This window comes from Pseudoalteromonas sp. AWM4_233 (genome assembly GCF_056158285.1).
On sequence record NZ_JBSWSZ010000001.1, the window covers coordinates 2,346,462 to 2,371,772 of the forward strand.

29 protein-coding genes are annotated in these 25,311 nt (G+C 41.3%); 15 read left to right on the top strand and 14 right to left on the bottom strand.

Features of this window, described 5'->3' with window-relative positions; genetic code table 11:
- Window positions 1-74: 74 nt before the first annotated feature.
- The 3 genes from metH to ACXAC4_RS10460 are packed head-to-tail and all read right to left on the bottom strand — an operon-like array spanning window position 75 to window position 4,711.
- Window positions 75-2,708 (bottom strand): methionine synthase, encoded by a 2,634-nt coding sequence (gene metH, locus ACXAC4_RS10450; protein ID WP_475161208.1) that lies wholly within the window; start codon window positions 2,706-2,708, stop codon window positions 75-77.
- A 10-nt stretch (window positions 2,709-2,718) separates the two neighbouring features.
- A complete protein-coding gene (locus tag ACXAC4_RS10455) occupies window positions 2,719-3,774 on the bottom strand; it encodes a homocysteine S-methyltransferase family protein (protein ID WP_475161212.1) in 1,056 nt (351 codons plus the stop codon).
- Entirely contained in the window at window positions 3,764-4,711 is a 948-nt protein-coding gene (locus ACXAC4_RS10460) for a homoserine O-succinyltransferase (protein ID WP_390440993.1), read from the bottom strand. The genes ACXAC4_RS10455 and ACXAC4_RS10460 overlap by 11 nt, the downstream gene beginning before the upstream one ends.
- A gap of 162 nt (window positions 4,712-4,873) precedes the next feature.
- On the opposite strand from ACXAC4_RS10460, the gene ACXAC4_RS10465 reads away from it, so the two are divergent.
- From ACXAC4_RS10465 to ACXAC4_RS10500, 8 genes are all read left to right on the top strand, one after another.
- Window positions 4,874-5,761 carry a DMT family transporter gene (locus ACXAC4_RS10465; RefSeq protein WP_475161217.1) on the top strand — a complete coding sequence of 296 codons (888 nt, stop codon included), beginning with the start codon at window positions 4,874-4,876 and terminating at the stop codon, window positions 5,759-5,761.
- Window positions 5,762-5,863: 102 nt separating this feature from the next.
- Window positions 5,864-7,537: an energy-dependent translational throttle protein EttA gene (gene ettA, locus ACXAC4_RS10470; RefSeq protein WP_058030209.1), complete on the top strand. Its 1,674-nt coding sequence runs from the start codon at window positions 5,864-5,866 to the stop codon at window positions 7,535-7,537.
- A gap of 127 nt (window positions 7,538-7,664) precedes the next feature.
- A complete protein-coding gene (locus ACXAC4_RS10475) occupies window positions 7,665-8,036 on the top strand; it encodes a PilZ domain-containing protein (RefSeq protein ID WP_390440999.1) in 372 nt (123 codons plus the stop codon).
- Between the two features lie 42 nt (window positions 8,037-8,078).
- Entirely contained in the window at window positions 8,079-8,483 is a 405-nt protein-coding gene (locus tag ACXAC4_RS10480; protein ID WP_475161227.1) for a DUF350 domain-containing protein, read from the top strand.
- Window positions 8,484-8,491: 8 nt separating this feature from the next.
- Complete coding sequence (locus ACXAC4_RS10485) at window positions 8,492-9,076, top strand: DUF1190 domain-containing protein (RefSeq protein WP_058030214.1); 585 nt, start codon at window positions 8,492-8,494, stop codon at window positions 9,074-9,076.
- 28 nt (window positions 9,077-9,104) lie between these two features.
- Complete coding sequence (locus tag ACXAC4_RS10490) at window positions 9,105-10,274, top strand: glutathionylspermidine synthase family protein (RefSeq protein WP_475161230.1); 1,170 nt, start codon at window positions 9,105-9,107, stop codon at window positions 10,272-10,274.
- An 84-nt stretch (window positions 10,275-10,358) separates the two neighbouring features.
- A complete protein-coding gene (ygfZ, locus tag ACXAC4_RS10495; protein ID WP_475161234.1) occupies window positions 10,359-11,273 on the top strand; it encodes a CAF17-like 4Fe-4S cluster assembly/insertion protein YgfZ in 915 nt (304 codons plus the stop codon).
- Window positions 11,274-11,285: 12 nt separating this feature from the next.
- Window positions 11,286-11,771 carry an FKBP-type peptidyl-prolyl cis-trans isomerase gene (locus ACXAC4_RS10500; RefSeq protein ID WP_349286219.1) on the top strand — a complete coding sequence of 162 codons (486 nt, stop codon included), beginning with the start codon at window positions 11,286-11,288 and terminating at the stop codon, window positions 11,769-11,771.
- Window positions 11,772-11,919: 148 nt separating this feature from the next.
- Here ACXAC4_RS10500 and ACXAC4_RS10505 read toward each other — a convergent pair whose 3' ends face one another.
- The 3 genes from ACXAC4_RS10505 to ACXAC4_RS10515 are packed head-to-tail and all read right to left on the bottom strand — an operon-like array spanning window position 11,920 to window position 13,696.
- Complete coding sequence (locus ACXAC4_RS10505; protein ID WP_475161239.1) at window positions 11,920-12,453, bottom strand: hypothetical protein; 534 nt, start codon at window positions 12,451-12,453, stop codon at window positions 11,920-11,922.
- 13 nt (window positions 12,454-12,466) lie between these two features.
- Complete coding sequence (locus ACXAC4_RS10510) at window positions 12,467-13,357, bottom strand: DUF481 domain-containing protein (protein WP_475161244.1); 891 nt, start codon at window positions 13,355-13,357, stop codon at window positions 12,467-12,469.
- Window positions 13,358-13,363: 6 nt separating this feature from the next.
- Entirely contained in the window at window positions 13,364-13,696 is a 333-nt protein-coding gene (locus tag ACXAC4_RS10515) for a DUF440 family protein (protein ID WP_349286222.1), read from the bottom strand.
- A gap of 144 nt (window positions 13,697-13,840) precedes the next feature.
- On the opposite strand from ACXAC4_RS10515, the gene ACXAC4_RS10520 reads away from it, so the two are divergent.
- The 4 genes from ACXAC4_RS10520 (at window position 13,841) to ACXAC4_RS10535 (ending at window position 16,696) form a co-directional block, all read left to right on the top strand.
- On the top strand, window positions 13,841-14,632 hold the full coding sequence (locus tag ACXAC4_RS10520; protein ID WP_475161247.1) for a crotonase/enoyl-CoA hydratase family protein: 792 nt from the start codon (window positions 13,841-13,843) through the stop codon (window positions 14,630-14,632).
- A 44-nt stretch (window positions 14,633-14,676) separates the two neighbouring features.
- Window positions 14,677-15,057 (top strand): CidA/LrgA family protein, encoded by a 381-nt coding sequence (locus ACXAC4_RS10525; RefSeq protein WP_475161249.1) that lies wholly within the window; start codon window positions 14,677-14,679, stop codon window positions 15,055-15,057.
- A complete protein-coding gene (locus ACXAC4_RS10530; protein ID WP_475161251.1) occupies window positions 15,047-15,754 on the top strand; it encodes an LrgB family protein in 708 nt (235 codons plus the stop codon). The genes ACXAC4_RS10525 and ACXAC4_RS10530 overlap by 11 nt, the downstream gene beginning before the upstream one ends.
- Window positions 15,755-15,868: 114 nt before the next feature.
- On the top strand, window positions 15,869-16,696 hold the full coding sequence (locus tag ACXAC4_RS10535) for a mechanosensitive ion channel family protein (RefSeq protein ID WP_475161252.1): 828 nt from the start codon (window positions 15,869-15,871) through the stop codon (window positions 16,694-16,696).
- A 95-nt stretch (window positions 16,697-16,791) separates the two neighbouring features.
- Here ACXAC4_RS10535 and ACXAC4_RS10540 read toward each other — a convergent pair whose 3' ends face one another.
- From ACXAC4_RS10540 to cysS, 4 genes are all read right to left on the bottom strand, one after another.
- Window positions 16,792-16,962 (bottom strand): hypothetical protein, encoded by a 171-nt coding sequence (locus tag ACXAC4_RS10540; protein ID WP_475161255.1) that lies wholly within the window; start codon window positions 16,960-16,962, stop codon window positions 16,792-16,794.
- Between the two features lie 26 nt (window positions 16,963-16,988).
- Window positions 16,989-17,507: a hypothetical protein gene (locus ACXAC4_RS10545; RefSeq protein WP_475161257.1), complete on the bottom strand. Its 519-nt coding sequence runs from the start codon at window positions 17,505-17,507 to the stop codon at window positions 16,989-16,991.
- Window positions 17,504-17,806: a helix-turn-helix domain-containing protein gene (locus ACXAC4_RS10550; protein ID WP_138480905.1), complete on the bottom strand. Its 303-nt coding sequence runs from the start codon at window positions 17,804-17,806 to the stop codon at window positions 17,504-17,506. Before ACXAC4_RS10550 ends, ACXAC4_RS10545 begins: the two co-directional genes overlap by 4 nt.
- A gap of 256 nt (window positions 17,807-18,062) precedes the next feature.
- On the bottom strand, window positions 18,063-19,442 hold the full coding sequence (cysS, locus tag ACXAC4_RS10555; protein ID WP_475161260.1) for a cysteine--tRNA ligase: 1,380 nt from the start codon (window positions 19,440-19,442) through the stop codon (window positions 18,063-18,065).
- Between the two features lie 183 nt (window positions 19,443-19,625).
- Here cysS and ACXAC4_RS10560 point away from each other — a divergent pair, with 183 nt between their 5' ends.
- Window positions 19,626-20,117 (top strand): peptidylprolyl isomerase, encoded by a 492-nt coding sequence (locus ACXAC4_RS10560; protein ID WP_058030227.1) that lies wholly within the window; start codon window positions 19,626-19,628, stop codon window positions 20,115-20,117.
- An 88-nt stretch (window positions 20,118-20,205) separates the two neighbouring features.
- A complete protein-coding gene (locus ACXAC4_RS10565; protein WP_475161262.1) occupies window positions 20,206-20,949 on the top strand; it encodes a UDP-2,3-diacylglucosamine diphosphatase in 744 nt (247 codons plus the stop codon).
- Between the two features lie 58 nt (window positions 20,950-21,007).
- Here ACXAC4_RS10565 and ACXAC4_RS10570 read toward each other — a convergent pair whose 3' ends face one another.
- Both ACXAC4_RS10570 and miaE read right to left on the bottom strand, forming a co-directional pair.
- Entirely contained in the window at window positions 21,008-21,529 is a 522-nt protein-coding gene (locus ACXAC4_RS10570) for a YdcF family protein (RefSeq protein ID WP_475161266.1), read from the bottom strand.
- 30 nt (window positions 21,530-21,559) lie between these two features.
- The gene (gene miaE / locus ACXAC4_RS10575; protein WP_421962919.1) at window positions 21,560-22,318 is read right to left on the bottom strand and encodes a tRNA isopentenyl-2-thiomethyl-A-37 hydroxylase MiaE; all 759 of its coding nucleotides are present in this window, start codon (window positions 22,316-22,318) and stop codon (window positions 21,560-21,562) included.
- Between the two features lie 231 nt (window positions 22,319-22,549).
- Here miaE and ACXAC4_RS10580 point away from each other — a divergent pair, with 231 nt between their 5' ends.
- The gene (locus tag ACXAC4_RS10580) at window positions 22,550-23,149 is read left to right on the top strand and encodes a Yip1 family protein (RefSeq protein ID WP_349286235.1); all 600 of its coding nucleotides are present in this window, start codon (window positions 22,550-22,552) and stop codon (window positions 23,147-23,149) included.
- A gap of 101 nt (window positions 23,150-23,250) precedes the next feature.
- On the opposite strand, the gene purF is transcribed toward ACXAC4_RS10580, so the two are convergent.
- Window positions 23,251-24,777 (bottom strand): amidophosphoribosyltransferase, encoded by a 1,527-nt coding sequence (gene purF, locus ACXAC4_RS10585; RefSeq protein WP_058030235.1) that lies wholly within the window; start codon window positions 24,775-24,777, stop codon window positions 23,251-23,253.
- 32 nt (window positions 24,778-24,809) lie between these two features.
- The gene (locus tag ACXAC4_RS10590) at window positions 24,810-25,304 is read right to left on the bottom strand and encodes a CvpA family protein (RefSeq protein ID WP_058030237.1); all 495 of its coding nucleotides are present in this window, start codon (window positions 25,302-25,304) and stop codon (window positions 24,810-24,812) included.
- Between the last annotated feature and the right edge of the window lie 7 nt (window positions 25,305-25,311).

Sequence of the window (25,311 nt, forward strand, 5' to 3'; positions counted from 1 at the left end):
ACAGGAAAATGATGTATAAAAAAGCACTTATATACATAAGTGCTTTTAGAGTGATTTGATTTTAAGCTGAATGCCTATTCTGGCTCATAACCAAGGTTTGGTGACAACCAGCGCTCTGCCTCTTCAAGGCTCATATTGGTTCGCTGCGCATAGTCTTCAACCTGATCCTTTTGGATTTGCGCCACCGCATAATATTTAGAATCAGGGTGAGAGAAATACCAGCCCGATACAGCAGCACCTGGCCACATTGCATATGAGCTTGTAAGTTGCATACCGATACGATCTTCAGTTTGCAGTAACGACCAGATTTTTTTCTTCTCTGTGTGCTCAGGGCATGCAGGATACCCTGGAGCAGGACGAATACCTTGATAGTTTTCGCGAATAAGCTCCTCATTACTGAGGTTTTCATCAGCTGCATAACCCCAGTACTCTTTACGAACTTGCTCATGAAGATATTCAGCAAACGCTTCGGCTAAACGGTCAGCAACCGCCTTAACCATGATCTTGTTGTAGTCATCTTGCTGTGCATCGAACGCTTCAGCTAAGTCGTCTTCTTCAAGACCGCCAGTTACCGCAAATGCACCAAAGTAGTCAGGCGTGCCTTTAGGAGCAACATAGTCTGCTAAACAGTAGTTAGGGAAATCAGTTTTCTCCGTTTGCTGACGTAAATGACAACTTAACTCTAATACTTCAGAACGAGTTTCATCTGTATAGATTTCAATGTCATCACCTACACGGTTTGCTGGGAATAAACCAATCACGCCAAGTGGTTTCAGCGCTTGTGATTTTTCAAACTCATCAAGCATCGCATTAGCATCGTGATAAAGCTTTTTCGCCTCTTCACCAACAATTTCGTCGTCGAGAATACGAGGGAATTTACCAGCCAATGACCAAGTCATAAAGTAAGGTGTCCAGTCGATGTATTCACGCAATGTTTTGATGCTGACATCTCTAAACTCTGTAACACCCAGCTTTTTCGGCACAGGTGGCGTGTAGCTATCCCAATCAAGCTTTGCGGCATTATCACGGGCACGCTGGATATTAACCGGTTTACTACGTGGCTTTTTACGCGCTTGTTGCTCACGCACTTTTTCGTATTCAGCAGTGGTTTTTGCTAAAAATTCCGGTTTTTGCGTTTTACTTAATAGGCTTGATACCACACCTACCGCACGGCTGGCATTATTCACATACACTACGCCTTTGTCGTACTGAGGCTCAATTTTAACCGCAGTGTGAGCTTTAGAAGTCGTTGCACCACCAATTAATAATGGAATATCAAAACCACGACGGGTCATTTCTTTCGCAACATGTACCATTTCATCAAGCGATGGCGTAATAAGGCCTGACAAACCAATGGCATCGGCTTTTTCATCAATGGCAGTTTGCAAAATTTTCTCAGCAGGTACCATCACACCTAAATCGACTACTTCATAGTTATTACATTGCAGTACTACGCCCACAATGTTTTTACCAATGTCGTGTACGTCGCCTTTAACCGTTGCCATGATAATTTTACCATTGGTGGCGCCCTCTTCTTTCTCCGCTTCGATATACGGGTCTAGGTAAGCAACGGCACGTTTCATTACACGGGCTGATTTTACAACCTGAGGTAAGAACATTTTACCAGCACCGAATAAATCACCCACCACGTTCATGCCGTCCATCAATGGACCTTCAATCACTTGAATTGGTTTATCCATCGAAGCGCGGCACTCTTCGGTATCTTCTTCAATATATTCGGTAATGCCTTTAACAAGTGCATGCTCTAAACGTTTTTCGACTGACCAAGTACGCCACTCTAGGTCTTCCACTTTTTCTGCTTGCGCCAAACCTGAATACTTAGGTGCCAACTCAACCAGACGCTCACCTGCGCCAGGATCAGTATTTAATACAACATCTTCAACGGCTTTTCTCAGCTCAAGGGGAATATCATCATAAACTGCAAGCTGACCGGCGTTTACAATGCCCATATCCATACCCGCTTGAATGGCGTGGTATAAGAACACTGAGTGAATGGCTTCACGTACTGGGTTATTGCCACGGAACGAGAATGACACGTTAGATACACCGCCCGACACTTTACAGTGTGGCAGGTTTTGTTTAATGCGACGTGTGCCTTCGATAAAGTCAACCGCGTAGTTATCGTGCTCTTCAATACCTGTTGCAACTGCAAAGATATTCGGGTCAAAGATAATATCTTCGGGTGGGAAGCCTAGTTGGTCCACTAAAATACGGTAAGAGCGTTCACAAATTTCAAATTTGCGGTCGGCTGTTTCAGCTTGCCCTGTTTCATCAAACGCCATGACAACGGCTGCAGCGCCGAATCGTTTAATGATTTTAGCCTGGCGGATAAACGGCTCTTCACCCTCTTTTAGTGAAATCGAGTTAACGATCGCCTTACCTTGAATACATTTTAGGCCCGCTTCAATGACTTCCCATTTAGACGAGTCAACCATGATAGGGACGCGAGAAATGTCTGGCTCAGAAGCAATCAGGTTTAAGAATTTTGTCATCGCCGCTTTCGAATCTAACATGGCTTCATCCATGTTGATGTCGATAACTTGTGCGCCGTTCTCTACTTGCTCACGCGCGACATCAAGGGCTGTTTCGTAATCTTCTTCTAAAATTAGGCGTTTGAATTTTGCAGAACCAGTAACATTGGTACGCTCACCAACGTTGGTAAAAATTGCGGTATTTTGTTGCGTCATCTGATACTTCCTAATTCAAGTTACACGCTTCAAGGCCCGCTAAGCGCATACGCACTTCTAGCTCAGGCAGAGATCTTGGTTTAATTTGCGCAAGGCCATTAGCAAATGCCTTAATATGTTCAGGTGTTGTACCACAACAGCCACCGACGATATTGATGAAGCCTTCTTTGCCCCAGTCGATGATTTCTACTGACATTTCATCGGCTTCTAGGTCGTACTCACCAAATTCATTCGGTAAACCCGCATTAGGATGCACTGAAGTAAAGGTTTCACACACGCGCGACAGCTCTTCAACATAAGGACGTAATAAGTCTGGGCCTAAAGCACAGTTCAAACCAATTGAAATAGGTTTAATGTGTCGAATAGAATTATAGAATGCTTCTGTTGTTTGACCTGACAATGTCCGACCTGAAGCATCGGTAATAGTACCTGAGATCATAACTGGCAGCGTAATACCCGCTTGTTCAAACGCTTCTTCTACGGCAAATGACGCAGCTTTGGCATTTAAGGTGTCGAAAATCGTCTCAATCAAAATTAAATCTGCACCACCTTCAATCAAAGCAAGCGTAGACTCAATATAGGCCTCAACCAGCGCATCGAAGGTTATATTACGATAACCTGGGTCGTTCACATCTGGTGAGATTGAACACGTTTTAGAAGTTGGACCTAATACACCTGCAACATAGCGCGGTTTGTGCGGCTCTTTCTCAGTGAACTCATCACAAATTTTACGTGCTAATTTAGCCGACTCAAGGTTGATTTCACGACTCAAACTACCCATTTCGTAGTCTTCCATCGAAATAGTGGTCGCGTTAAAAGTATTTGTTTCAATGATATCAGCACCAGCTGCTAGATATTTACGATGAATATCTGCAATGACATCAGGTTGAGTTAGGCTTAATAAATCGTTATTGCCTTTCACTAACACATGCCAATCTTTAAAGCGCTCGCCGCGATAATCTTCTTCTTCAAATTTATATTCTTGGATCATGGTACCCATGGCGCCATCTAAAATAAGAATACGTTGTTTTAAAGCCTCTTTTAAGGCTGCACTTTTATTCGGCATAGTTGTTAGTCCTTACATCTTGGCTAACTAGGTTAATATCGTATGGAGTTGTTTGGTAAACGTAATAATTCAGCCAATTTGAGAATAACAAAAAGGCATGACTTTGCCATGTTTTACTCGGTTTTTGCTCAGCATCGTTATTCGGGAAATACCCTTCTGGCTTAGGCGCATCAGGGCTTTTGGCTAGGTCGCGTAAATATTCTTTTTGTAAAGTATCAGCATCGTATTCAGGGTGACCAGTTAAAAACACCTGACTGCCAGACTGGTTTTTAATTAAATACGCACCCACTTTTTCAGAGCCTGCCAACACCGCAAGTTCAGGCGTATTTTGTATTTTAGCCAGGTCAATGTGACCATAGCGAGAATGAGGTACTAAAAACTCATCGTCAAAACCACGAGTTAGCGCACCATGCTCAAACAAACAACGGTGCTTAAATACGCCGCATAATTTATCATCACGAAGTTCACGCTTTAAACCATAATGATGGTACAAACCCGCATGAGCTGCCCAACAAGAAAATAATGTTGAGGTCACATGGTTTTCAGCCCAATCAAATAGCTCTTTGAGTTCTTGCCAGTAAATGACATCGTCATATTCCAGATGAGCCAGCGGCGCACCTGTGATGATCATGGCATCGTAGTTTTCATCTTTTACATCAGAAAAATAGCGATAGAACATATCTAAGTGTTGCTCAGAATTTTCTGAACTACGGTGCGTATCTAAACGTAATAAATCGACGTTAACCTGAAGCGGCGTATTCGCAAGTAAACGAATAAACTGCACTTCGGTTTCAACTTTGTTGGGCATTAGGTTGAGAATCGCCAAGCGCATTGGACGGATCTCCTGCGTTCTTGCACGTGATTTCGGCATCACGAAGACATTTTCATGTCTGAGTGTAGCAATAGCAGGTAGCTCATCTTTTACGGTGATCGGCATACAATTCTCCCCAACTTAATTTATGGGTGTCATTATGAACGTAAAGTCGAAAAATTCAACCTCTAGATGTTTAGATGTCTAAAATCTCAACTCATTTGTTTGCAACTAGAAGAAGAACCTTGATAATCCACTCGCCTGAAAAGAATAGAGTAAGAGAATATAATGGGGATCGGTGAACTTGCCGCAATCAGCGCAGCCATAGTCTGGGCGTCATCAACAATTTTATACAAACGATTTAGCCATCATTTATCGCCTTTGCAATTGAACATCAGTAAAGGTGTGATCGCTTGTGCGCTCATGTTATTAATTTTACTAGTGATGCCTGCCAGTCCTCTGCCACAATTAGCCAGCTCTTGGGCTTGGCTTATTGTCAGCGGCATTTTGGGTATTGCTATTGGCGATAGCGCTTATTTTGCTGCACTTAGAAATATTGGCCCAGCACGTACACTTGTCATTGAATCACTCGCGCCGGCCATTGCAGGTGTACTAAATATTGTATTGCTCGGCGTATGGCTCAGTGGTCTTGCATGGCTTGGTATTGTTATCACAACTTTAGGCGTTTTGTTGGCAATTAAACCTAAAAGTCCATTACCTCAAGTTGAGCACAGCATTTACATCAAAGGCGTTGGTTTTGCCTTACTTGCAGCCACTTGCCAAGCGGCAGGTATGGTGATGTCAAAAGGTGCTATGAACGCTGAACAAATTGGTAGTTTGTGGGCCGCCTTTATTCGTTTATTTTCAGGCACACTGGCTGTCGCTTGCGTTGTCGCATGCCTAAAAGAACAAAATCTCAAACAAGCCATTACCTTGAATGGCATAAGTCAAAAGCAATGGCTTTTTGTCGCGGTGTTTTTTGGCACTTTTATTGGCCTTTGGTTGCAGCTTATTTCAGTCAAACATACCGATCCGGCTATCGCACAAACTATTTTCGCAACCGCCCCGCTGATGGTGATGACTATTGGCGCCATGCGAAAAGAACCCATGACAAAAAATATGATATTGGGTGGGATAATTGCTTTTTCTGGTGTAGCACTATTGGTTTTGAGTTAATTTCATGAGTTTAAAAAAGAGATAACCTGCTGTTTGATTGACGAAATCGCTAGGTAAACTCTACAATATGCAAGTTAATTTTGAACATGAAAGGTTTCATCTATGGCATTGCCAGATAAGTTTATTTATTCAATGCACCGCGTTAGCAAAGTGGTGCCACCTAAACGTACGATTTTAAAAGATATTTCATTATCTTTCTTCCCTGGTGCGAAAATTGGTGTACTAGGTCTAAACGGCGCAGGTAAATCGACTCTTTTACGCATCATGGCCGGTGTTGATAAAGAGTTTGAAGGTGAGGCGAATGCACTTGCTGGTACTAAAATCGGCTATCTTCCTCAGGAACCTCAATTAGACGAAAACAAAACAGTTCGTGAAACTGTCGAAGAAGCTGTAAGCGAAGTTAAAAACGCCCTTGCGCGTCTTGATGAAGTCTATGCTGAATATGCAATGGATGGCGCTGATTTTGACGCCCTAGCAAAAGAGCAAGGTCAATTAGAAGCAATTATTCAAGCGCATGATGGCCACAACCTAGATAACGCTTTAGAGCGCGCCGCTGATGCACTTCGCCTACCTGAGTGGGATGCAAAAATTGAACACTTATCGGGTGGTGAGCGTCGCCGTGTTGCTATCTGTCGTTTGCTTTTAGAAAAGCCAGATATGCTTCTACTAGACGAACCAACCAACCACTTAGATGCTGAGTCTGTTGCATGGTTAGAGCGCTTCTTACACGACTATGAAGGAACTGTTGTGGCTATTACCCACGACCGTTACTTCTTAGATAACGTTGCTGGTTGGATCTTAGAACTTGACCGTGGCCATGGTATTCCGTGGGAAGGTAACTACTCTTCTTGGCTTGAACAAAAAGATGCACGTCTTAAACAAGAAGAAAAAGCTGAAAAAGCACGTCAAAAGTCGATTGCTCAAGAGCTTGAATGGGTGCGTTCAAACCCGAAGGGTCGCCAAGCTAAATCTAAAGCACGTATGGCGCAGTTCTCTGAACTACAGCAAAGTGATTACCAAAAACGTAACGAAACAAATGAGCTATTCATTCCACCTGGTCCTCGCCTAGGTGATAAAGTAATTGAAGTAAATGGCCTAACTAAAGGCTATGGTGACCGTGTACTTATCGACAACCTAAGCTTCAGTGTACCAAAAGGTGCAATCGTTGGTATTATCGGTGCTAACGGTGCAGGTAAATCAACGTTATTCAAAATGATCTCAGGCCAAGAGCAAGCAGATGCTGGTACTGTTGATGTTGGTGAAACTGTAGAACTCGCTGCGGTTGATCAGTTCCGTGACAACATGGACGACAGCAACACTGTTTTCCAAGAAATCTCAAACGGTCAAGACGTACTTAAAATTGGTAACTTTGAGATCCCAAGCCGCGCCTATGTTGGCCGCTTTAACTTCAAAGGTAACGACCAGCAAAAGTTTGTAAAAGAGCTTTCTGGTGGTGAGCGCAACCGTCTTCACCTAGCTAAGCTGTTAAAAGCTGGCGGCAACGTATTACTTCTGGATGAGCCAACCAACGACCTAGACGTTGAAACGCTTCGTGCCCTTGAGAATGCGATTTTAGAATTCCCAGGCTGTGTAATGTGTATCTCGCACGACCGTTGGTTCTTAGACCGTATCGCTACACACATTCTTGATTACCGCGACGAAGGCCAAGTGAACTTCTTTGACGGTAACTATACTGAGTATGAAGCGTGGTTGAAAAAGACTTACGGTGCACAAGCTGCCGAGCCTAAGCGTATTAAGTACAAAAAAATTGGCTAAATAATCCACGCATTAGCTAATTTTTGCAAATCATTGATATTAAAAGCCCTGTTTATGCAGGGCTTTTTTTACACTGGAGCCTAAGTGTATTACTATCTATGCTTAGATAATCTAGAATATTGAGAGAATGATGATGGAAGAACGCAGACGTTTTACGCGTATTTTGTTTTCAAACCCGGCGACCTTAATGACTGCCAGTGGTGATTACAATTGCCAAGTACTCGACCTTTCATTAAAAGGCGCATTGATCACCTTGCCTGTGGGTTATGTACCCCTTCAAGGTGAAGCCGCTAACCTAAAGTTTCATCTACCAGACAGTGATGTACTGATTTCAATGGAAGTCGAAGTAAGACATGTCGAAAGTGAATATTTAGGCCTTCACTGTAATCAAATCGACCTTGAGAGTGTGACGCACCTGAAACGCTTGATTGAACTCAATGTGGGCGACGATGCTGTACTGCATCGAGAAATCGAACAACTTGCCTTTAAAAACGCTTAAATAAATTTAAAACTAACTATCAAATATAAGAAGAGATAAAAAATGATTTTGGAATCTTTACAAGGATTTTTGCCTTTTATTAGTTATTTCGTAATTGGCTATGCAATTACTCTGTGCTTTTTGTTTGTATACACCTACATAACGCCACACTGTGAATGGCGTTTAATGAAAGAAAACAACCCTGCTGCTGCGGTCGCTTTCTGCGGTACATTAATTGGTTTTATTTTACCTATCGCTAGTGCAGCGGTGAATGCTGTGTCACTTATAGATTTTGCTGTTTGGGGTGTGATTGCCGGGGTTATGCAGCTAGTTACATTCTTTGCCGTTCGCTTATATATGCCAAAGCTGTCTGAAAAAATTGAAGCACAACATTTGAGTGCTGGTTTATTTTTGGGTGCAGCCTCACTGGCTACGGGAGTTTTAAACGCCGCCTGTATGACTTACTAGGAGGCCTGATGAAACGTAGCAAGCACATTAAACTGACTTTACTCATGGGCGCCACAGGCTCATTAGCCGGCTGTGGTGATAGTGAAGAGTCCGCTTTATTATTCCAAGATACGATGGAATGTAATTCTTTTGGTATTGAATTAGAAACCTGCCAAGCTGAGTATCAACAAGCACTTGAACAACATTTAAATGAAGCACCGCGTTACGCCACCGAGCAATTGTGTGAAGGTGATTTCGGCTTCGATAGATGTGAATCAAATGGCGGGATTTGGCAGCCTTTAATGGCTGGCTTTATGATAGGTTTAGTCGCTGAAGCCGTTGATGAAGGACTTGATGCCCTAAAGAAAAAACGTAAACATAAGCGTGCCATGTTAGGCGGCAAATACTATTCAGGTGCCAAACCTCTATACCGTAGCCGTGACGATTTCTTTAGCTATCGTAATTCAAACAATGACTATGTGGCCAGTGCGAGTAGCAGCGGTTCTACGCTCGTCAAATCAAGTAAAGTGAACTACAAAGCAAAACGAAAGCCCGTTACTCGTAAACGCGGTGGTTTTGGTCGTAGTGCTTCAAGAAGTAGCTGGGGAGGTTAAGCGAAAGCTTAACCTCTAGTTTCACATTATGTTCAGAAGATCATCCCAACCTCGCCCACATTGGCAACAGCTCGCCAAAGAAACCGGCTTTAACTTTCATACCATGCATGGTGAAACTTATTGGGATGAAAGTGTCTATTACCAATTTACTCTAAAACAAATAGAGCAAGACATAGAAGACCCGAGTGTCGAACTCAATCAAATGCTCTTAGAGTTGGTTTCTAAAGTCTGTGACGATGATGAGCTCATGCAGTTATTTGCCATCCCCGAACAGCAGTGGGATTTAATCCGTCGTTCTTGGTTTAGACGGGATCCGCATTTATACGGCCGCTTTGATTTTAGTTACAACGGCAATGGCCCTGCCAAATTACTCGAGGCAAATTTTGATACACCTACTTCATTATTTGAAGCTGGCTATTTTCAATGGCGTTGGCTTGAAGATATGGTCGATTCTGGACAACTGCCAAGGCAAAGCGACCAGTGTAATGCCTTACAAGAAGCTCTGATAAAGCATTTTCGACAACTACATAGGTTTCATCGCGCTCAACGTTTATATTTCTCGTGCTGTAAAGACACAGAAGAAGACCTAGGCACAGTCGAATACATGCGTAGCTGTGCCATGGAGGCGGGTTTAAAAACGGGCTTTTGTTTTGTAGAAGACATTGGGCTCAATGACGCCAATCAATTAACCGACCTGAACAATAACCCCATAAGTTGGATGTTTAAACTCTATCCTTGGGAGTTTATGTTTACCGATGAGTTCGCACCTGTTTTATCGAATTTAAAGATGCAGTGGTTAGAGCCTGCTTGGAAAGCCATCATTTCAAATAAGGCGATTTTGCCTTTACTTTGGCAAATGTACAAAGGCCACCCAAACCTGTTACCAGCTTATTTTTCGAAAGATAAACACAAACTCGATACGGCCGCTGGTATCGTTAAGAAGCCGCTTTTTTCTCGTGAAGGGGCAAATATAGAAATTTCCAAAGCTGGTAAAACGCTGGCAAGCTCTGGCGGCGACTATGGTGATGAAGGTTTTATTTATCAAGCTTTTCATGCTTTACCAAACTTTGATGGCAACTATCCTTTAATTGGGAGCTGGATGGTAAAAGATGAAGCTGTGGCTCTGAGTATTCGAGAAGACAGCTCTTTGATCACACAAGATCTAAGCCGCTTCATACCACATATAATCTTGGGCTAATTTGCAGCTTTTAAGTTATAGCCATTTAAGCATATTCTCAAATGCGCTACCATTAACACAAATCATTTCATAGGGATGAATACTATGTCGCACACACGTGCTTTTCCTTTGAACCAACATCTCATTTCAGTCTCAGGTCAAGATCAGCTTAACTATTTACATGGCCAACTGACACAAGATTTGAATTTAATCAACGAACAACAATTCCTATGGGCAGGTCATTGCTCACCTAAGGGCAAGCTCTGGGGTGCATTTAAGCTATTTAAGCATCAATCAAAGTTTTATTTATTAGGTAGCCCTGCTGAATGTGAAGCTTCAGCGAGAGAGCTTAAGAAATATGGTGTTTTCGCTAAAGTTGAAATAGAGCTTCACGAAAGTCCAAAACTTTTCGGGCTTTTAACCAACGACTTTTCAGCAACCTGTGCGCAATTTGAGATCTCATTCTCAGATGAACACAATAGTTGTGAGTTTGCAGGCGGTATTGCCCTGAAACTCGATGAAACTCGTTTGATTGTTTTATTAAATGATGACGCAAAATTGCCAAATGACATTACGCTTGAAGATGATGCAACTGAGTTTGCAGAAGCAGCCATTTTAGCCGGAGAGCCTGCTCTGAGCAGTGACTACATTGAAGAGTTTGTACCACAAATGATCAACCTTCAAGCAATCGGTGGTATTAGCTTTAAAAAAGGCTGCTACACAGGTCAAGAAACCGTTGCACGTATGCGTTATTTAGGTAAAAACAAACGCGCTATGTACATAGTACAAGGCGATGCTTCTCTAGCAGTTGAAGACTCAGATTTAGAAATTCAACTTGAAGACAATTGGCGTCGTGCAGGCAAAATCATTTGCCAAGTTTTCAATCGTAACTCAAACACCTACTCTGCACTGGCTGTATTACCAAATGATACACAATCAGATGCTACACTTAGGTTAAAACAATCTCCAGAGCAGTTGGTTTCAATCCAACCGCTTCCTTATTCTCTTGAAGATCAATAATTGGATCCTATTATGAAAATCACTAAAGACGCCGTTGTAAAAATGCATTTCTCTGTAATGGATGACGAGCAAAATACCATAGATAACACTTACGACGGCGAACCGCTTGAGATCATCTCAGGTCATGGTTACTTAGTACCGGGCTTAGAAGCGGCTATTGCAGACAAACAAGCTGGGGACACTTTCTCTGTGACTATTGAGCCAGAACAAGGCTATGGTGAGCGTCACGATAACCTAACGCAGGTTGTTGAGAAATCAATGTTCGAAGGCATGGACATTGATGTGGGTATGCAATTCAGAGCGACCACAGACGAAGGTGAGCACACGGTGATCATCATTGGTATTGAAGGTGATGAAGTAGTGATCGATGGTAATCACCCGCTATCAGGTTTAACACTTACTTTTGATGTTGAAATCGTTGATGTGCGTGAAGCAACCGCTGAAGAGCTTGAGCACGGTCATGTACATACAGAAGGCGGTTGTGGTCACGACCACTAATGTAATTGTAAGCTGTGAGCTGTAAGCTGTAAGCTGTATGCTGTAAGCTGTAAGCTGTAAGCTGTAAGCTGTAAGCTGTAAGCAAAAAATAGCGCCACTGTTATGTTCGGCGCTATTTTTTTATTTAGACTAAATGAGCTAACTATGTCTAACTAAAATCAAATGGATCTTTACGCTTTTTAACTGGCTCATGTTCCTCGTCATCTTCATCAACGTCTGCTTGTTCAGGTGTGTTAATCACTTCAGGAACATGCTTTAGCACTTCAGGAAAACTTGCAAGTAAGGTTTCTTGATCATTTGTACCAATTCGATATTTAGTGCCATCCTTTAGTAGAATTTCGATCGCAGAGAAACCAGCAGCAGCATAAACCCAACCATCATGGCTGATGCGCATTCCGACACCATGACGTAACGAGTTGCGAACCGCTCTCACAGACTCTATATCATCAAAATTTAGTGTTTTCTTACCAACACCTGGGCCAAACCAAAAACTAACTGAGTGGCTGTTTGGGTTCACTTCAACAGTCAGGCCATAAAAAGCAATGGCAACCAAAACGAGTAATACAGCAAACCCAATGATACCCGCATTAAACCCTATTAATTGCGCAGCAACGGCTAAAAAACTACTGATCCACAATAAAATAGCCCATATCACCCATGCTAATTGTGTATGTTTGTACATAAACTCTCTTTAATTAATCTTCAATTTTAACTGGGGTTGGACGCGAGAAGTCTTGCAGTCCACCACTAAAGCTATAAATCAATGTTGCACTGATTTCGCTGTCTTTTTTAAGCTTGTTCTCTTCAGGTTGTGAGTTGTGTCTATAGGTATACGCCACTTTAAAACCAATTCCACCTAATACTTGGGTAACCAATGCAGTCTCACTCAAAACTCGGGTATTCAAACCTGACAGTGAACGCTCAATACTGATATCTTGGTTAAACCGTGTTCTCTCTGACACTTTACGCTCCCACTGTATTGCCAAGCGTACTAATTGACCCTGCTGAACACGATCTGCCCCCTCTAACACATCAATTTCATCACTGGTTCGGGTTATTGATAGACCTGGACCTATATCTAAATCAACGGTGTTCTTTCTACCCTCAAATAAACGTGTGCCATATCCGAGTGCAAAGGTGGCGGTATATTCTTTACCGTTAAATTCGTCGTCTTCGTAGTCCGCGTATAAGAAAAATGATTCATTATCTTCACCAATTTTATAGTTACCTTGCATTGACACAAAGTAACGCTCTGCAGAAACTGTTTCATCCCCAGTTTCTGCATCAGTGTCTTCACGGTAAAGACCATCAAACTTAAAGTGATTTCGCCAATGGGTGAAATCTTGATACAAATTGCCCTTTAATTTGAAAGCGGTGTTTTCAGCGTTACCTTTGTTGATAATCAAACCAAACTCAGTATCGCCATATAGAAACTCCCCCTTGTGAAGTTCATGTATTTCTTCATCTGATAGCTCTCCGTATTCATGGAAATCTTCAAATGGGTCTACCGCATAAGTAGGGTTGCTGAAAGTAGCAAAGCAGAGACCGGCTATGAGTGCCGGTATTTTTATTTTTTTTATTAACATGCTTAATTATTGAATGTTTTCTTCGGCTTCTTGCTTCCATAACACATGGCAGAACGGCGCATCCAAGTCGCGACTGATAAGAATTTTAGCAAGTACTTCATCACCATCTTCGTATTCAATGCCCACTAAAACTTGTACAAAATCTTCAAGATCACTTTCTAGTGAAACAAATTCTTGCCAGCTATCATCAGGTTCACTGTCTTCGATAAAACCAAACTCTTCATGATGTTGGTTAAATTCAGCAATATCTAACTCTGATAAATTTTGTGGTGCTAACTCTTGAAAAATTTCATAAGCTTGATGTGTTGCTTCTTCAATACTACAAAGACGTGCTGGCATAGAAAGTCTCACTAACAAATATTGTGGTTATCATACAAAACCGTCAATTACTTGGCTACGGTCTTGAGTCGAATTGATGAATTTACATGGCAAACAAAGCCATATAGAGTGTTAACTCTAAAATATAACAAAAACAGGTTCCCTATGGTTTCACTCGAAATAATAAACAATATTGCTTACGTCACCCTGAACCGCCCTGATAAACAAAACGCATTAAGTGTTGAAATGTTTATTCAGCTTGATAAATGCATTAAACAAATCAAAAAACAGCGTAAAATTCGCGCTGTTGTTATTCGCGGAGAAGGCGCGCATTTTAGCTCAGGGCTAGATGTGAAATCTGTTATGGCTAAACCGCTGAATATCATTAAGTTACTTTTTAAATGGCTGCCTGGAAACGCTAACCTTGTGCAAAGAGTCGTACTTGGCTGGCACACAATCCCTGTACCTGTAATTGCCCTTATGCAAGGCAATAGTTTTGGTGGAGGCCTTCATATTGCGCTAGGTGCCGATATGCGCATCGCCAAAAGCAGCACACAAGTTGCCATTATGGAATCACGTTGGGGCTTGTGCCCTGACATGGGCAGCGCACCTTTATTACTTGGCTTAACGCAATACGACAAAGCTTTATTGCTGAGTAGCCAAGGAGAGCCAATTGATGCTAAACAGGCCTTTAAACTTGGATTGATCACTGAAATAGTAGAAGACCCTGAAAAGCGCAGTGATGAGATCATAGAACAGCTCAAAACGCGCTCTCCAGATGCACTCGCTGCAATTAAACGGGTGAACCAAGCAAGTTTTCATTTCAACCGCAGACGCATTCTAGCAAAAGAAACTTGGTCGCAAATCAAACTGTTATTGAGTAAAAATACCCGTATCGCCATGCACAATGCGACTAAGAACGAAGACAAACCATATAATCAAAGAGGAAAATGGTAAGAAGGTCGCATCGACATGCTTACGCACTTTTTTATACTGGGGCTATGAAAAATACTAAAACATATCTTTTAGCTTGGTTTAAATTCAGCGCCAGTTTGATGCTACTTATTGGCTTTTTGTTTATCTCAAAGCTAACTACCTCATATTTTCAAATTGCTTTTCCTAGCGCGTTATTGGCTATGTTGATTGTGTTTGTATTATTAATGACGGATATCGTGAAAGAATCTTGGCTTGCACCTGCTTGCCAGCCTATTTTGAAATATATGGCGTTGTTTTTTATACCTGCAGGTGTTGGGTTAGTTGAGCATATAAACGTCTTTGCGGCTCATTGGTCATTATTGTTACTGGTATTGCTGCTGGTTCCTTTGATAGGGCTTGTCTTGGTTTCATTCATTGCTAGTTTGAGAGGTAAGCATGCTAAGTGACTTGCTTATCACAATGTTTGTTTGTGCACTCATTACTGGGCTATTTTTAGTTACAAGAAAGCTGAATAGTCAGTTTCCTTCTCCTCTACTTAACCCTCTACTGCTTTGTATTGTGATGCTGAGTGCAGTACTGATTTTTGCAGATATTAATTATAAAGACTTTTCCAAAGCCAGTTATCCCATTCATTTCTTTCTAGAAGTGGCAGTTGTCGCACTCGCCTACCCACTCTATAAACAAATGCATGAAATTAAGCGCAGCTTGGGCTTGCTATTACTAAGTGGTTTTATAGGTGTCACCAGTGCCACATTAATTGCCTTCATACTATGCAAACTCTTTGCTGTACCTAATGAACTGTTAAACTCTTTAATGGCGCTCTCAGTGACCACTCCAATAACACTCATTATCACTGACGGATTAAACGGCATTTCAGCTATCGCCGCCTTTATGGTTATCTTGATAGGCATGTTTGGTGCTGTTTTTGGCTTGTCTTTGTTGCATCTATTCAAGGTTAAAGATCAAAGAGTAAAAGGCCTTGCTCTTGGGGTGGTATGCCACGGTATCGGCACCGCAGCTGCAATTGAGCACCACCCTCAGGCTGGTGCTTTTGCATCGGCTGCCATGATAATCAGTGCATTGATCACCGCAATTTGGGTGCCCACGCTTTATGCTATATTGACGCAACTAAGTGGTGGTTGATTTATTTAACGAATAAAGCAACTCATAAGTATTATAAAACAATGGGTTATTTTATTTCTTATGCTAACCTCTGATTAACTCCATTATTTGTTTTAAATTTATTAGGTATTGACCGTGATCCAACAAGAAATAGAACAAGTTGAACGTTACTACACCATTATTAAAGACTATTTAGTCAACTACAGCATGCAAGTGGCTGCTGCAATCTTAATCCTCATAATAGGTTTGTGGGTTTCTAAGAAGCTCTCTAAAACGGTGGAGCGTTTATTACTAAAGCATAACATTGATATTGCATTAACCAACTTTATTGCCAATGTGGTGAAAGTACTGCTTATTGTGATGTTTGTGGTGATTGCTCTCGGAAAACTCGGGATCAGTATAACACCGTTTGTTGCTGCCATAGGTGCAGCCTCACTAGGTGCGGGCTTGGCTTTGCAAGGAATGCTTTCAAACTATGGGTCGGGCCTTGCGATAATTGCTACCCGCCCATTTGTTGTCGGTGATACGATTTCTGTAAAGGGTGAGTCAGGTCAGGTTAAAATGATAGAGCTGGGCCATACCATTTTAATTAATGAAGAAAACGTCGAGATCACTATCCCAAACAAGCACATCGTTGGCGAAGTACTGCATAACTCATTTAATAATTCATTGGTGATGGGAGAAATCCGCATTGCCTACAACGCTGACAGCGATAAAGCCATTAACGTTATTAAAAATATTCTCTCATCTCATGACAAAGTCGCCAACGAGCCGCACGCTAAAATTGGCATAGAGCGCTTCGATGATAGCGCGGTGATTATTAGTTATCGCTACTGGGCACCTACAACTGAGCTGATTGATACTAAATTAGACATTAACCAACAAATCTATGCGCAGATTAAAGCCGCTGATATTGAAATACCGTTCCCGCAGCGTGTGGTGACGATAAAGAATAACGACTAGATTGAGCATCTATTTGTTGATTAATAAATGGTTAAAAAATAAAAAAAGCCGTTCGAATTGAACGGTTTTTATATTTTTCTTTAGAACGACTTAAGTTATGGCTTAAGTGGTTCTACTGGTGCAATTGGGCCCGTTACTAAGCTTGAATTTAATAAGTTAGTATCAACGCTTTGCGACTGTGCTTTCTTTGGTAAGTCAGGACTTCCAGCACCACCTCCATTACCACCTCCTAACACAAGGCTTAAAAATTCTGAATTTAATTCCATATTAGATACCTTTATAAAATGAAAAACTAGAGACTTTCCGGTGAATTAGGCTCTCGGTTATTTAACGTTTTAATTGCAAATGAAAGATAAACAAGAGAAGTAAAAACAATAGTAATTTTCTGTAGTAAATCTCTTACATAAGTTTTGTAATAAGCTTGATCAAGCCAGTCTATCCAATACAAATAAACTTCAACTAAAGTAACAAAATTGCTGATAATACATACAAGACTGATAATAACTAAGCAAGCTTCTTGCGATGTATATTTATGATGTTCATATGCATCAGAGAAAAACTTTATTCTCTCAAATTTATAGGCCCAATATCTTCTCCCAAAAACAAAGACAAGAAATAAGGCGTGCATAGACATAGACCAAGCGTAAAAGCCGATTGGTTTGGTCATAGCCCAATTTAAAGTTGCCAAACAAATTACAGAAGCCAATAAATAGCAAATACTCATATAACGAGCATTAATATCCTTCCAAGACAAAATTAGAGTAATCAAACAAGTTACTGGAACTAGAAAATCTAAGTAATGAAAACTCATTCTTTCACCTCTTCAACATCTTTATTATTCTTATTTTCTTTGTCATTTTTCTTACCGAAAATATCAAAGTATGAGGCAGGATCGCGACCACTGATCAACAGTATGTCGATAAATTTGCTGAGAGGGATTTCGTTTTTACCGCTTTCCCAATTTGAAATGGTTGATTGGTCGCACTCCGATATCATACGCTTAGCAAGCTCAGCTTGGCTTAAGCCTAACTCTTGCCTAATTTGACGAATGAATCGCTGTGCTTCAACCTTAAAGCTAAAAGTCTTCCTTTTGCGCTCGGTTGCTTTCATTATTTCCTTTCCAAGAAAAGCTATATCCTTAGCTTTTTCAATAAAAGAGTTTTACTAAGTTGAGCCATTTAAGACTAAAAATTTACAGCATGATAACAGAGCAGTTTCATAAGTGAAACACTCTTTTGGATTCTTTAGTAAGCAAGATTTGTGATACTAAGAAAAAGCCTGTTCGACTTAACTAAGAGGTAAACATAAAAAAAGGCCCGATAGTTCAACATCGAGCCTCTACTTTAATTTTTAACTTAAAGCTTATTTATGCTTTGCGCCACGTTGTTTTACCTGCGCTGTCTTCTAGTACTACACCCATCGCCGTTAACGCATCACGCGCTGCATCCGCAGCAGCCCAATCTTTATTCGCACGCGCTGTTAAACGCTGCTCAATTAACGCTTCAATCTTAGCGACTTCGTCATCGTCTTGGTCGCCTTGTAAGAATTGCTCTGGCTGTTGCTGTGCAATACCTAGCACTTCAGCTAACTTAACAAGAATAAACGCATGCTCGCCCGCCGATTTTGCATCCTTTTCTTTTAGCAAGTTCACTTCTTTTGCTAATTCAAAGATGACTGGCAGCGCTTCTGGTGTATTGAAGTCGTCGTTCATCGCTGTTTCAAAACGCTTGGCAAATTCTGTTTGCTTGTAATCAACTTCAACTAGCTCAACATCACGTAACGCTGTATAAATACGCTCAAGAGAAGAACGCGCTTGATCTAGGTTCTCTTGTGAGTAGTTAAGCTGGCTGCGATAGTGACCGTTAATTAAAAAGTAACGTACTGTTTCGCGGTCGTATTGCTTTAATACTTCACGCACTGTAAAGAAGTTACCCAAAGATTTAGACATCTTCTCTTTGTTTACTTGCACCATACCTGTGTGGATCCAAGTATTTACGTAGTTACCGTTATTCGCGCAGCATGACTGGGCAATTTCATTCTCATGGTGCGGAAACTGTAAGTCTGAACCACCACCATGAATATCGAAGTGCTCACCTAAATGTTTTTGGCTCATTGCACTACATTCGATGTGCCAGCCAGGACGACCTTCGCCCCAAGGTGATGACCAAGAAGGTTCGCCTGCTTTGGCTTTTTTCCAAAGTACGAAATCTAGTGGATCATCTTTGCCTTCAGCCACTTCAACACGCGCACCCGCTTGCAGCATATCTAAATCTTGCTGAGACAATTGACCGTATTGTTCAAATGTAGACACATCAAATAGTACGTCACCGTTTTGTGCAACATAGGCGTGTTTCTTCTCAACAAGGCGTTCGATCATGTCAATGATTTCATTCATGTGACCCGTTACCGTAGGCTCGATATCAGCTGGCAACATGTTCAATGCTTCAAAGTCTTCGTGCATTGCTTTGGTCATACGAACCGTTAAATCGTTGATCTCTTCGTTGTTTTCAGCAGCACGCTTAATAATTTTGTCGTCTACATCGGTGATGTTACGTACATATGTCACATCAAACCCTAAATAGCGAAGGTAGCGATTCATTACATCAAATGAAACATAAGTACGCGCGTGACCAACGTGGCAGAAATCATAAATGGTGATACCACACACATACATGTCGACTTTGCCTTCGACGAGAGGTTTAAACGGCGCTTTTTCACGAGTAAGTGTGTTGTATATCTGCAACATTGAGTCTGTTTCCTAATCCAATAATAGACATAAGCCGCAATCATAACACTTGAATTCGCCCTGCTCTATACCCGATTGCAGCTATTTCCCGATAAATACGCCATTAACACAAAGCTTTAACCGATTTATATTCTGCTATAAAATACATTCCTTTAATAAACACATATCGAATAGGTAACCACAATGGTTGTACTTCAAACAAACTTTGGTGAAATCAAAGTAAACCTTTTTGCAGAAGAAGCACCTGCTACAGTTGAAAACTTTTTAAACTACGCAAAGTCTGGTTTTTATGACGGCACTATCTTCCACCGCGTAATCGACGGTTTCATGGTTCAAGGTGGTGGTTTCGCTCAAGGTATGGAACAAAAGTCTGTTCAAGCACCAATTCAAAATGAAGCAAACAACGGTCTGAGCAACAAGACTGGTACGCTTGCTATGGCACGTACACCAGATCCTCACTCAGCAACAGCTCAGTTCTTCATCAACGTAAACGACAATGACTTCTTAAACTTCTCAAGCGAAACTTCGCAGGGTTGGGGTTACTGTGTATTCGGTGAAGTTGTAGAAGGCATGGACATCGTAAACAAGATCAAATCTGTTGCTACAGGTTCTGCTGGCTTCCACCAAGACGTTCCACTTGAAGATGTGATCATCGAGAAAGTGACGGTTGCTTAAATCTTAATGTTAAGCAACTAAGGCTAGGTGTGCACCTAGCCTTGCCTTTTTCATTACTCACTATTCATTTTCTTTCTAGGCTTTTTGAATGGCATCTCGCAAAACCTACTTCATCTCTGACTTACATTTAACCGAAGACCGTCCTGACATCACCAATGCATTCAAGCTATTTCTTGAAACGCACATGATTGATGACGTCGATGCTTTGTATATTCTTGGAGACTTTTTTGAAGTATGGATCGGCGATGACGGTCATACAGCACTGACCGACGAAATTGCCTCGCTGTTAAAATCTGTATCAAATAGAGGCATTCAAGTATTTTTTACCCATGGTAATCGAGATTTTTTGCTTGGGAGCAAATATGCTAAGCAAGCAGGCATGACGCTACTACCTGAACAAAAAGTCATTGATTTATACGGTACACCTACTGTCATTCTCCACGGCGACGAAATGTGCACTCAAGACATTGCCTATCAAAAGTTTCGCAAGAAGAGTCGAGGCTGGTGGTGGCCAAAACTGATGCTCGCCATGCCACTCAGTTATAGAAGAAAGGTCGCCAAACAAGCGCGCCAAAAAAGTATCGAAAGCCAAAAAGGCAAACCATTAGATATTCTAGATGTCACTGCTGACGCTGTGTTAACTATGTTTGCAAAGCATAATATAAAACACATGATCCACGGTCATACACACAGACCAAATGTGCACACAATTGAAAAAGACGGAGACTCATTAACTAGAACGGTACTCGGTGATTGGTATTCGCAAAGCTCTTATTTAGTGGTCACTGAAAACGAACAAACGCTGCACCAAGGCAAACCATTTACCGGATAATTTCTTAGTAAAAGATTGAATATAGCAACCGTGATTGGTTTCCTCTATATGACCTAATTTATTGAGTTTTTGTTTCAATATCGGCCAACAGCTTATCTATATTTTCAGCTTCTCTTTGTAGCGCCCTTACTTCATGTGCTAATAACTTTTCTAGTTCATGTTCACAAACAGGCGTTGGCGCTTCGACACATTCAAGCAAAAGTTCAGGACAAAGACGATTAAAGATGTACTTTGCTCTTTTCATATGAAAACTCGAAGTGATCAATACAACTTCAGAAATAGCAGCCTGTTTTAAAATTGGCTTTGTAAGTAAAGCATCTTCTAGTGTAAAACGGCTTTCGGCGATGGGCAAAAATTGAGTATCGGGAACACCCAACACTTTTAAATAAGCTTTTACATAATCTGCATGAGCATGTTCAGTCACATTGAAATGCGCACCAAACCCACCGGTACAAAGGATCTTTAACTCTGGATAATTTAAATGGTATTCGAAAGTTGTCTGACATCGTGATTTGACAATTTCAGACAACTCCCCTTGGGCATTATTTGGTCCGCCCAGTAAAACAATCGCTTTTGACATTTAATCCCTTTAATCTGTCTTTTAAATTTTCTAAGCTAGCGTCGGCGCACCTGAATGGAACTTAAAGTCTTCATCTGGAGAGGCTATTAATTCAGCTTCTACTTCTCCAAAAAATGCGACGCGCTCAGAGATGTCTTTACCTGCAATTTCTTCTGCCAGTGTCAGGTAGTCCTGATAATGACGCGCTTCAGAGCGTAATAACGACACATAAAAATCACCAAGCTTTTTATCTACATGTGGTGCTAGCTTTGCAAATCGCTCACAAGAGCGGGCTTCGATATAAGCGCCACAGATCAGTTTATCAATGAGTTTTTCTGGCTCATATGTGCGAACATGTTTAAGTAGCCCACTTGCGTAACGACTTGATGCACAATATTCGTATTCAACACCACAGTCATGCATGATCTCTAATACTTGATAAAAGTGATGTAACTCTTCTTTGATAAGCAAGACCATTTTATCAATTAAATCTTGGCCATAAGCAGTCTGTGCTTTAGGCACCATTGATTTATTCAGCTTATTGCAATCTGCTAGCTCTTGCCAACTGCCAATTTTGCGATAAGTAAAATCTTCGTAAGGCTTAAGCCACTCTAGAAGCGCTGTGCCACTGTCTTTATCTACTGCGTATTTACGAATTAAATACATAGCAGATTGCGCTGCTTTTAGCTCGCAGACCATATGGTCAATTAAAATGACGGGTAGGTTTTTAGGGTCTTTTGCTGCTTCAATCCAACTAGTTGGGGTTTCGCATTGCAAGAATTGATTTATTGGCTCTAAAAGCTTATCCAAGGCTGACTCTCAAAGTGACTCAAATAAAAATTAGCGCGGATTGTATCATAAAACTGGCTCAGGCTAATGCATTGGATCAAAGGAAGATTATTGCGTTCAAAGAATTCAAAACTTTTCAATTAGACGAAAGTTTAACCATTTCTTGACAAAGAAATGCTTCTTACGCATAAATAACTATGAAAGATGTATAAAAAACACACACCCTTTGCCAAATTCTGATAAGGAGGCCTTATGATTTTAAATCATTTATGGGGCTTGTACGCTCACCCACTCGAAGAGTGGCAAACCATAGATAACCGTCATGAGAGCATGAAGTATAGTTTATCTCATATCGCGCTTATCGCATTAATCCCAAGTATTATGGGTTACATTTCTTCTGTACACATTGGCTGGCGCATCGGCACATCAGACGTTGCATTTCTGACACATGAAAGTGCCCTATTGATTGGTGTCGCTATGTATTTTGCTCTGATTATGGGGGTATTTGCTCTAGCCTATTTAGCACATTGGATGGCGGTTACATTCGGAGCTAAGCCAACGTATACACAAACTTTAGAACTTGCAGCTTATACAGCTACGCCGTTATTTATGTCAGCTGTTTCTGCTGTTTTTCCTGAGTTGTGGTTTGTAGTGACTGTCGGTATGGCCGCACTGGCTTACTCTGTTTATTTACTTTATACCGGTGTGCCTATTTTAATGCACATCCCTGAGGAGCGAGGCTTTATCTATGCCAGCTCTGTAGTGACTTGTGGATTGGTCTTAATTGTAATTATTATGGCTGGAACGGCTATTTTATGGACTAATGGCATAATTAGCCCTACCTTTAGTTAGGGTGCTCTGTTGAGTCCCTAAATTTTTGCTTTTATCCAAAAGTTAAAAGGAGCGAATAATCGCTCCTTTTTATATGTCTTATAGAAGTGAATAATTAAAATTTATTCGCCTTCTGACTCTTCTTGGTTATGTAACTCAAGTGAAGCTGACATTGCCTGCTCACGTGTTGATTTTGCAGAGTCATTACGTAACGCATCAATACGATTTAGGTATTCTTGATCGATATCACCTGTGATGTACTGACCATCAAATACTGATGTTTCGAACTCTGTTACTTCAGGGTTTTCTTGACGAACTGCAGCAATAAGATCTTCAATAGATTGATAGATTAAGCCGTCTGAGCCAATGCTCTGGTTGATATCATCTACTTCACGACCGTGTGCAATTAGCTCTGCAGCTGATGGCATATCGATACCATATACGTTCGGGAAACGAACTTCTGGTGCAGCTGAAGCAAAGTATACGTTTTTCGCACCTGCTTCACGTGCCATCTCAACGATCTGAGCTGACGTTGTACCACGTACAATTGAGTCATCTACAAGTAACACGTTTTTACCTTCGAATTCTCTGTCGATCGCATTTAATTTACGACGTACAGATTTCTTACGCATTTCTTGACCCGGCATAATAAATGTTCGACCGATATAGCGGTTTTTAACGAAGCCTTGACGGTATGGCTTGTCTAAAACCGTTGCAATTTCTAGCGCAACATCACATGACGTTTCAGGGATTGGAATAACCACATCGATATCTTTATCAGCCCATTCGCGTGCAATCTTCTCACCTAGCTTTGTACCCATATTCACACGTGTCGCGTAAACTGACATGTTATCGATTACAGAGTCAGGACGTGCGAAGTATACAAACTCAAAAATACACGGTGCATGTTGTGTATTAACAGCACACATTTGTGAGAATAGTTGACCATCTTCAGTTACGTAAATTGCTTCACCAGGCGCTACGTCGCGCACAAATTCAAAGCCGTCCGCTTTAAGTGCAACGCTTTCTGAAGCAAACATGTATTCAGTACCGCTTTCAGTTTCACGCTTACCATATACAAGTGGACGAATACCTTTCGGATCACGGAAAGCCACGATACCGTGGCCAATGATCATCGCAATACTTGCGTAACCACCAACAACTAGCTCATTCACATTTGAAATTGCACTGAACATATCTTCAGCTTCAAGCTTTAACTTACCTGATTTGCAAAGTTGATGCGCTAAGATGTTTAAAAGAATTTCAGAATCTGAAGTGGTGTTTACATGACGGCGAGCTTGGCTAAATAATAACTCTTTAAGCGCTTCTGCGTTTGTTAGGTTACCATTGTGCGCTAAGGCAATACCAAATGGAGAGTTTACATAAAATGGCTGTGCTTCTGCAGAACTTGAAGAGCCTGCAGTTGGGTAACGCACATGGCCGATACCAATATTGCCTTGAAGGCGCTTCATATGGCGGGTATGAAACACATCTTTAACAAGACCGTTTGCTTTTCTTAAGCTAAACGTATTGTTATCGATAGTGATGATGCCTGCTGCATCTTGCCCACGGTGTTGCAAAACAGTTAAGCCGTCATACAAAGCCTGATTAACAGGAGATGTTGCGACTATACCAACGATACCACACATTAAATTTTTCCTCGCCGATTAACGGTTTCCGATTAACGGTTCACTGAATTTAAAAAGCTAGAGTTGTCTTCTAAGTAAGAGAAAAACCACTCAATAACAAAACTAAATTCAGGGATCAAAGTTGATGCTGTCCACCAAGGTGCATCGGGTGCACCGGTAAACGCATCCAGAAAAAACAGTAAGGCGCTCACGACTAATACACCTCGAAGTGCACCAAACACAATACCTATGATACGGTCGGTGCCTGACAGACCTGTACGTTGTACAAGTTCTGACAGAATATAATTAACAAGCCCACCCAACAGTATGGTCGCAAAAAATAATATGGCAATTGCGGCCGCATTTCTTAAAAGGGGTTCTGAAATGGATGTAAGGAAGGTTGCTAGATATTGATAGAATAAACTAGAAATGAAGAATGCGCTGATCCAGACAACCAATGACATTGCTTCTTTTACAAAGCCTCGCATTAGTCCGAATAAGGTGGAAAGACCAACTATACCGAGAATCGCGTAATCAACCCAGTTCATAATAACC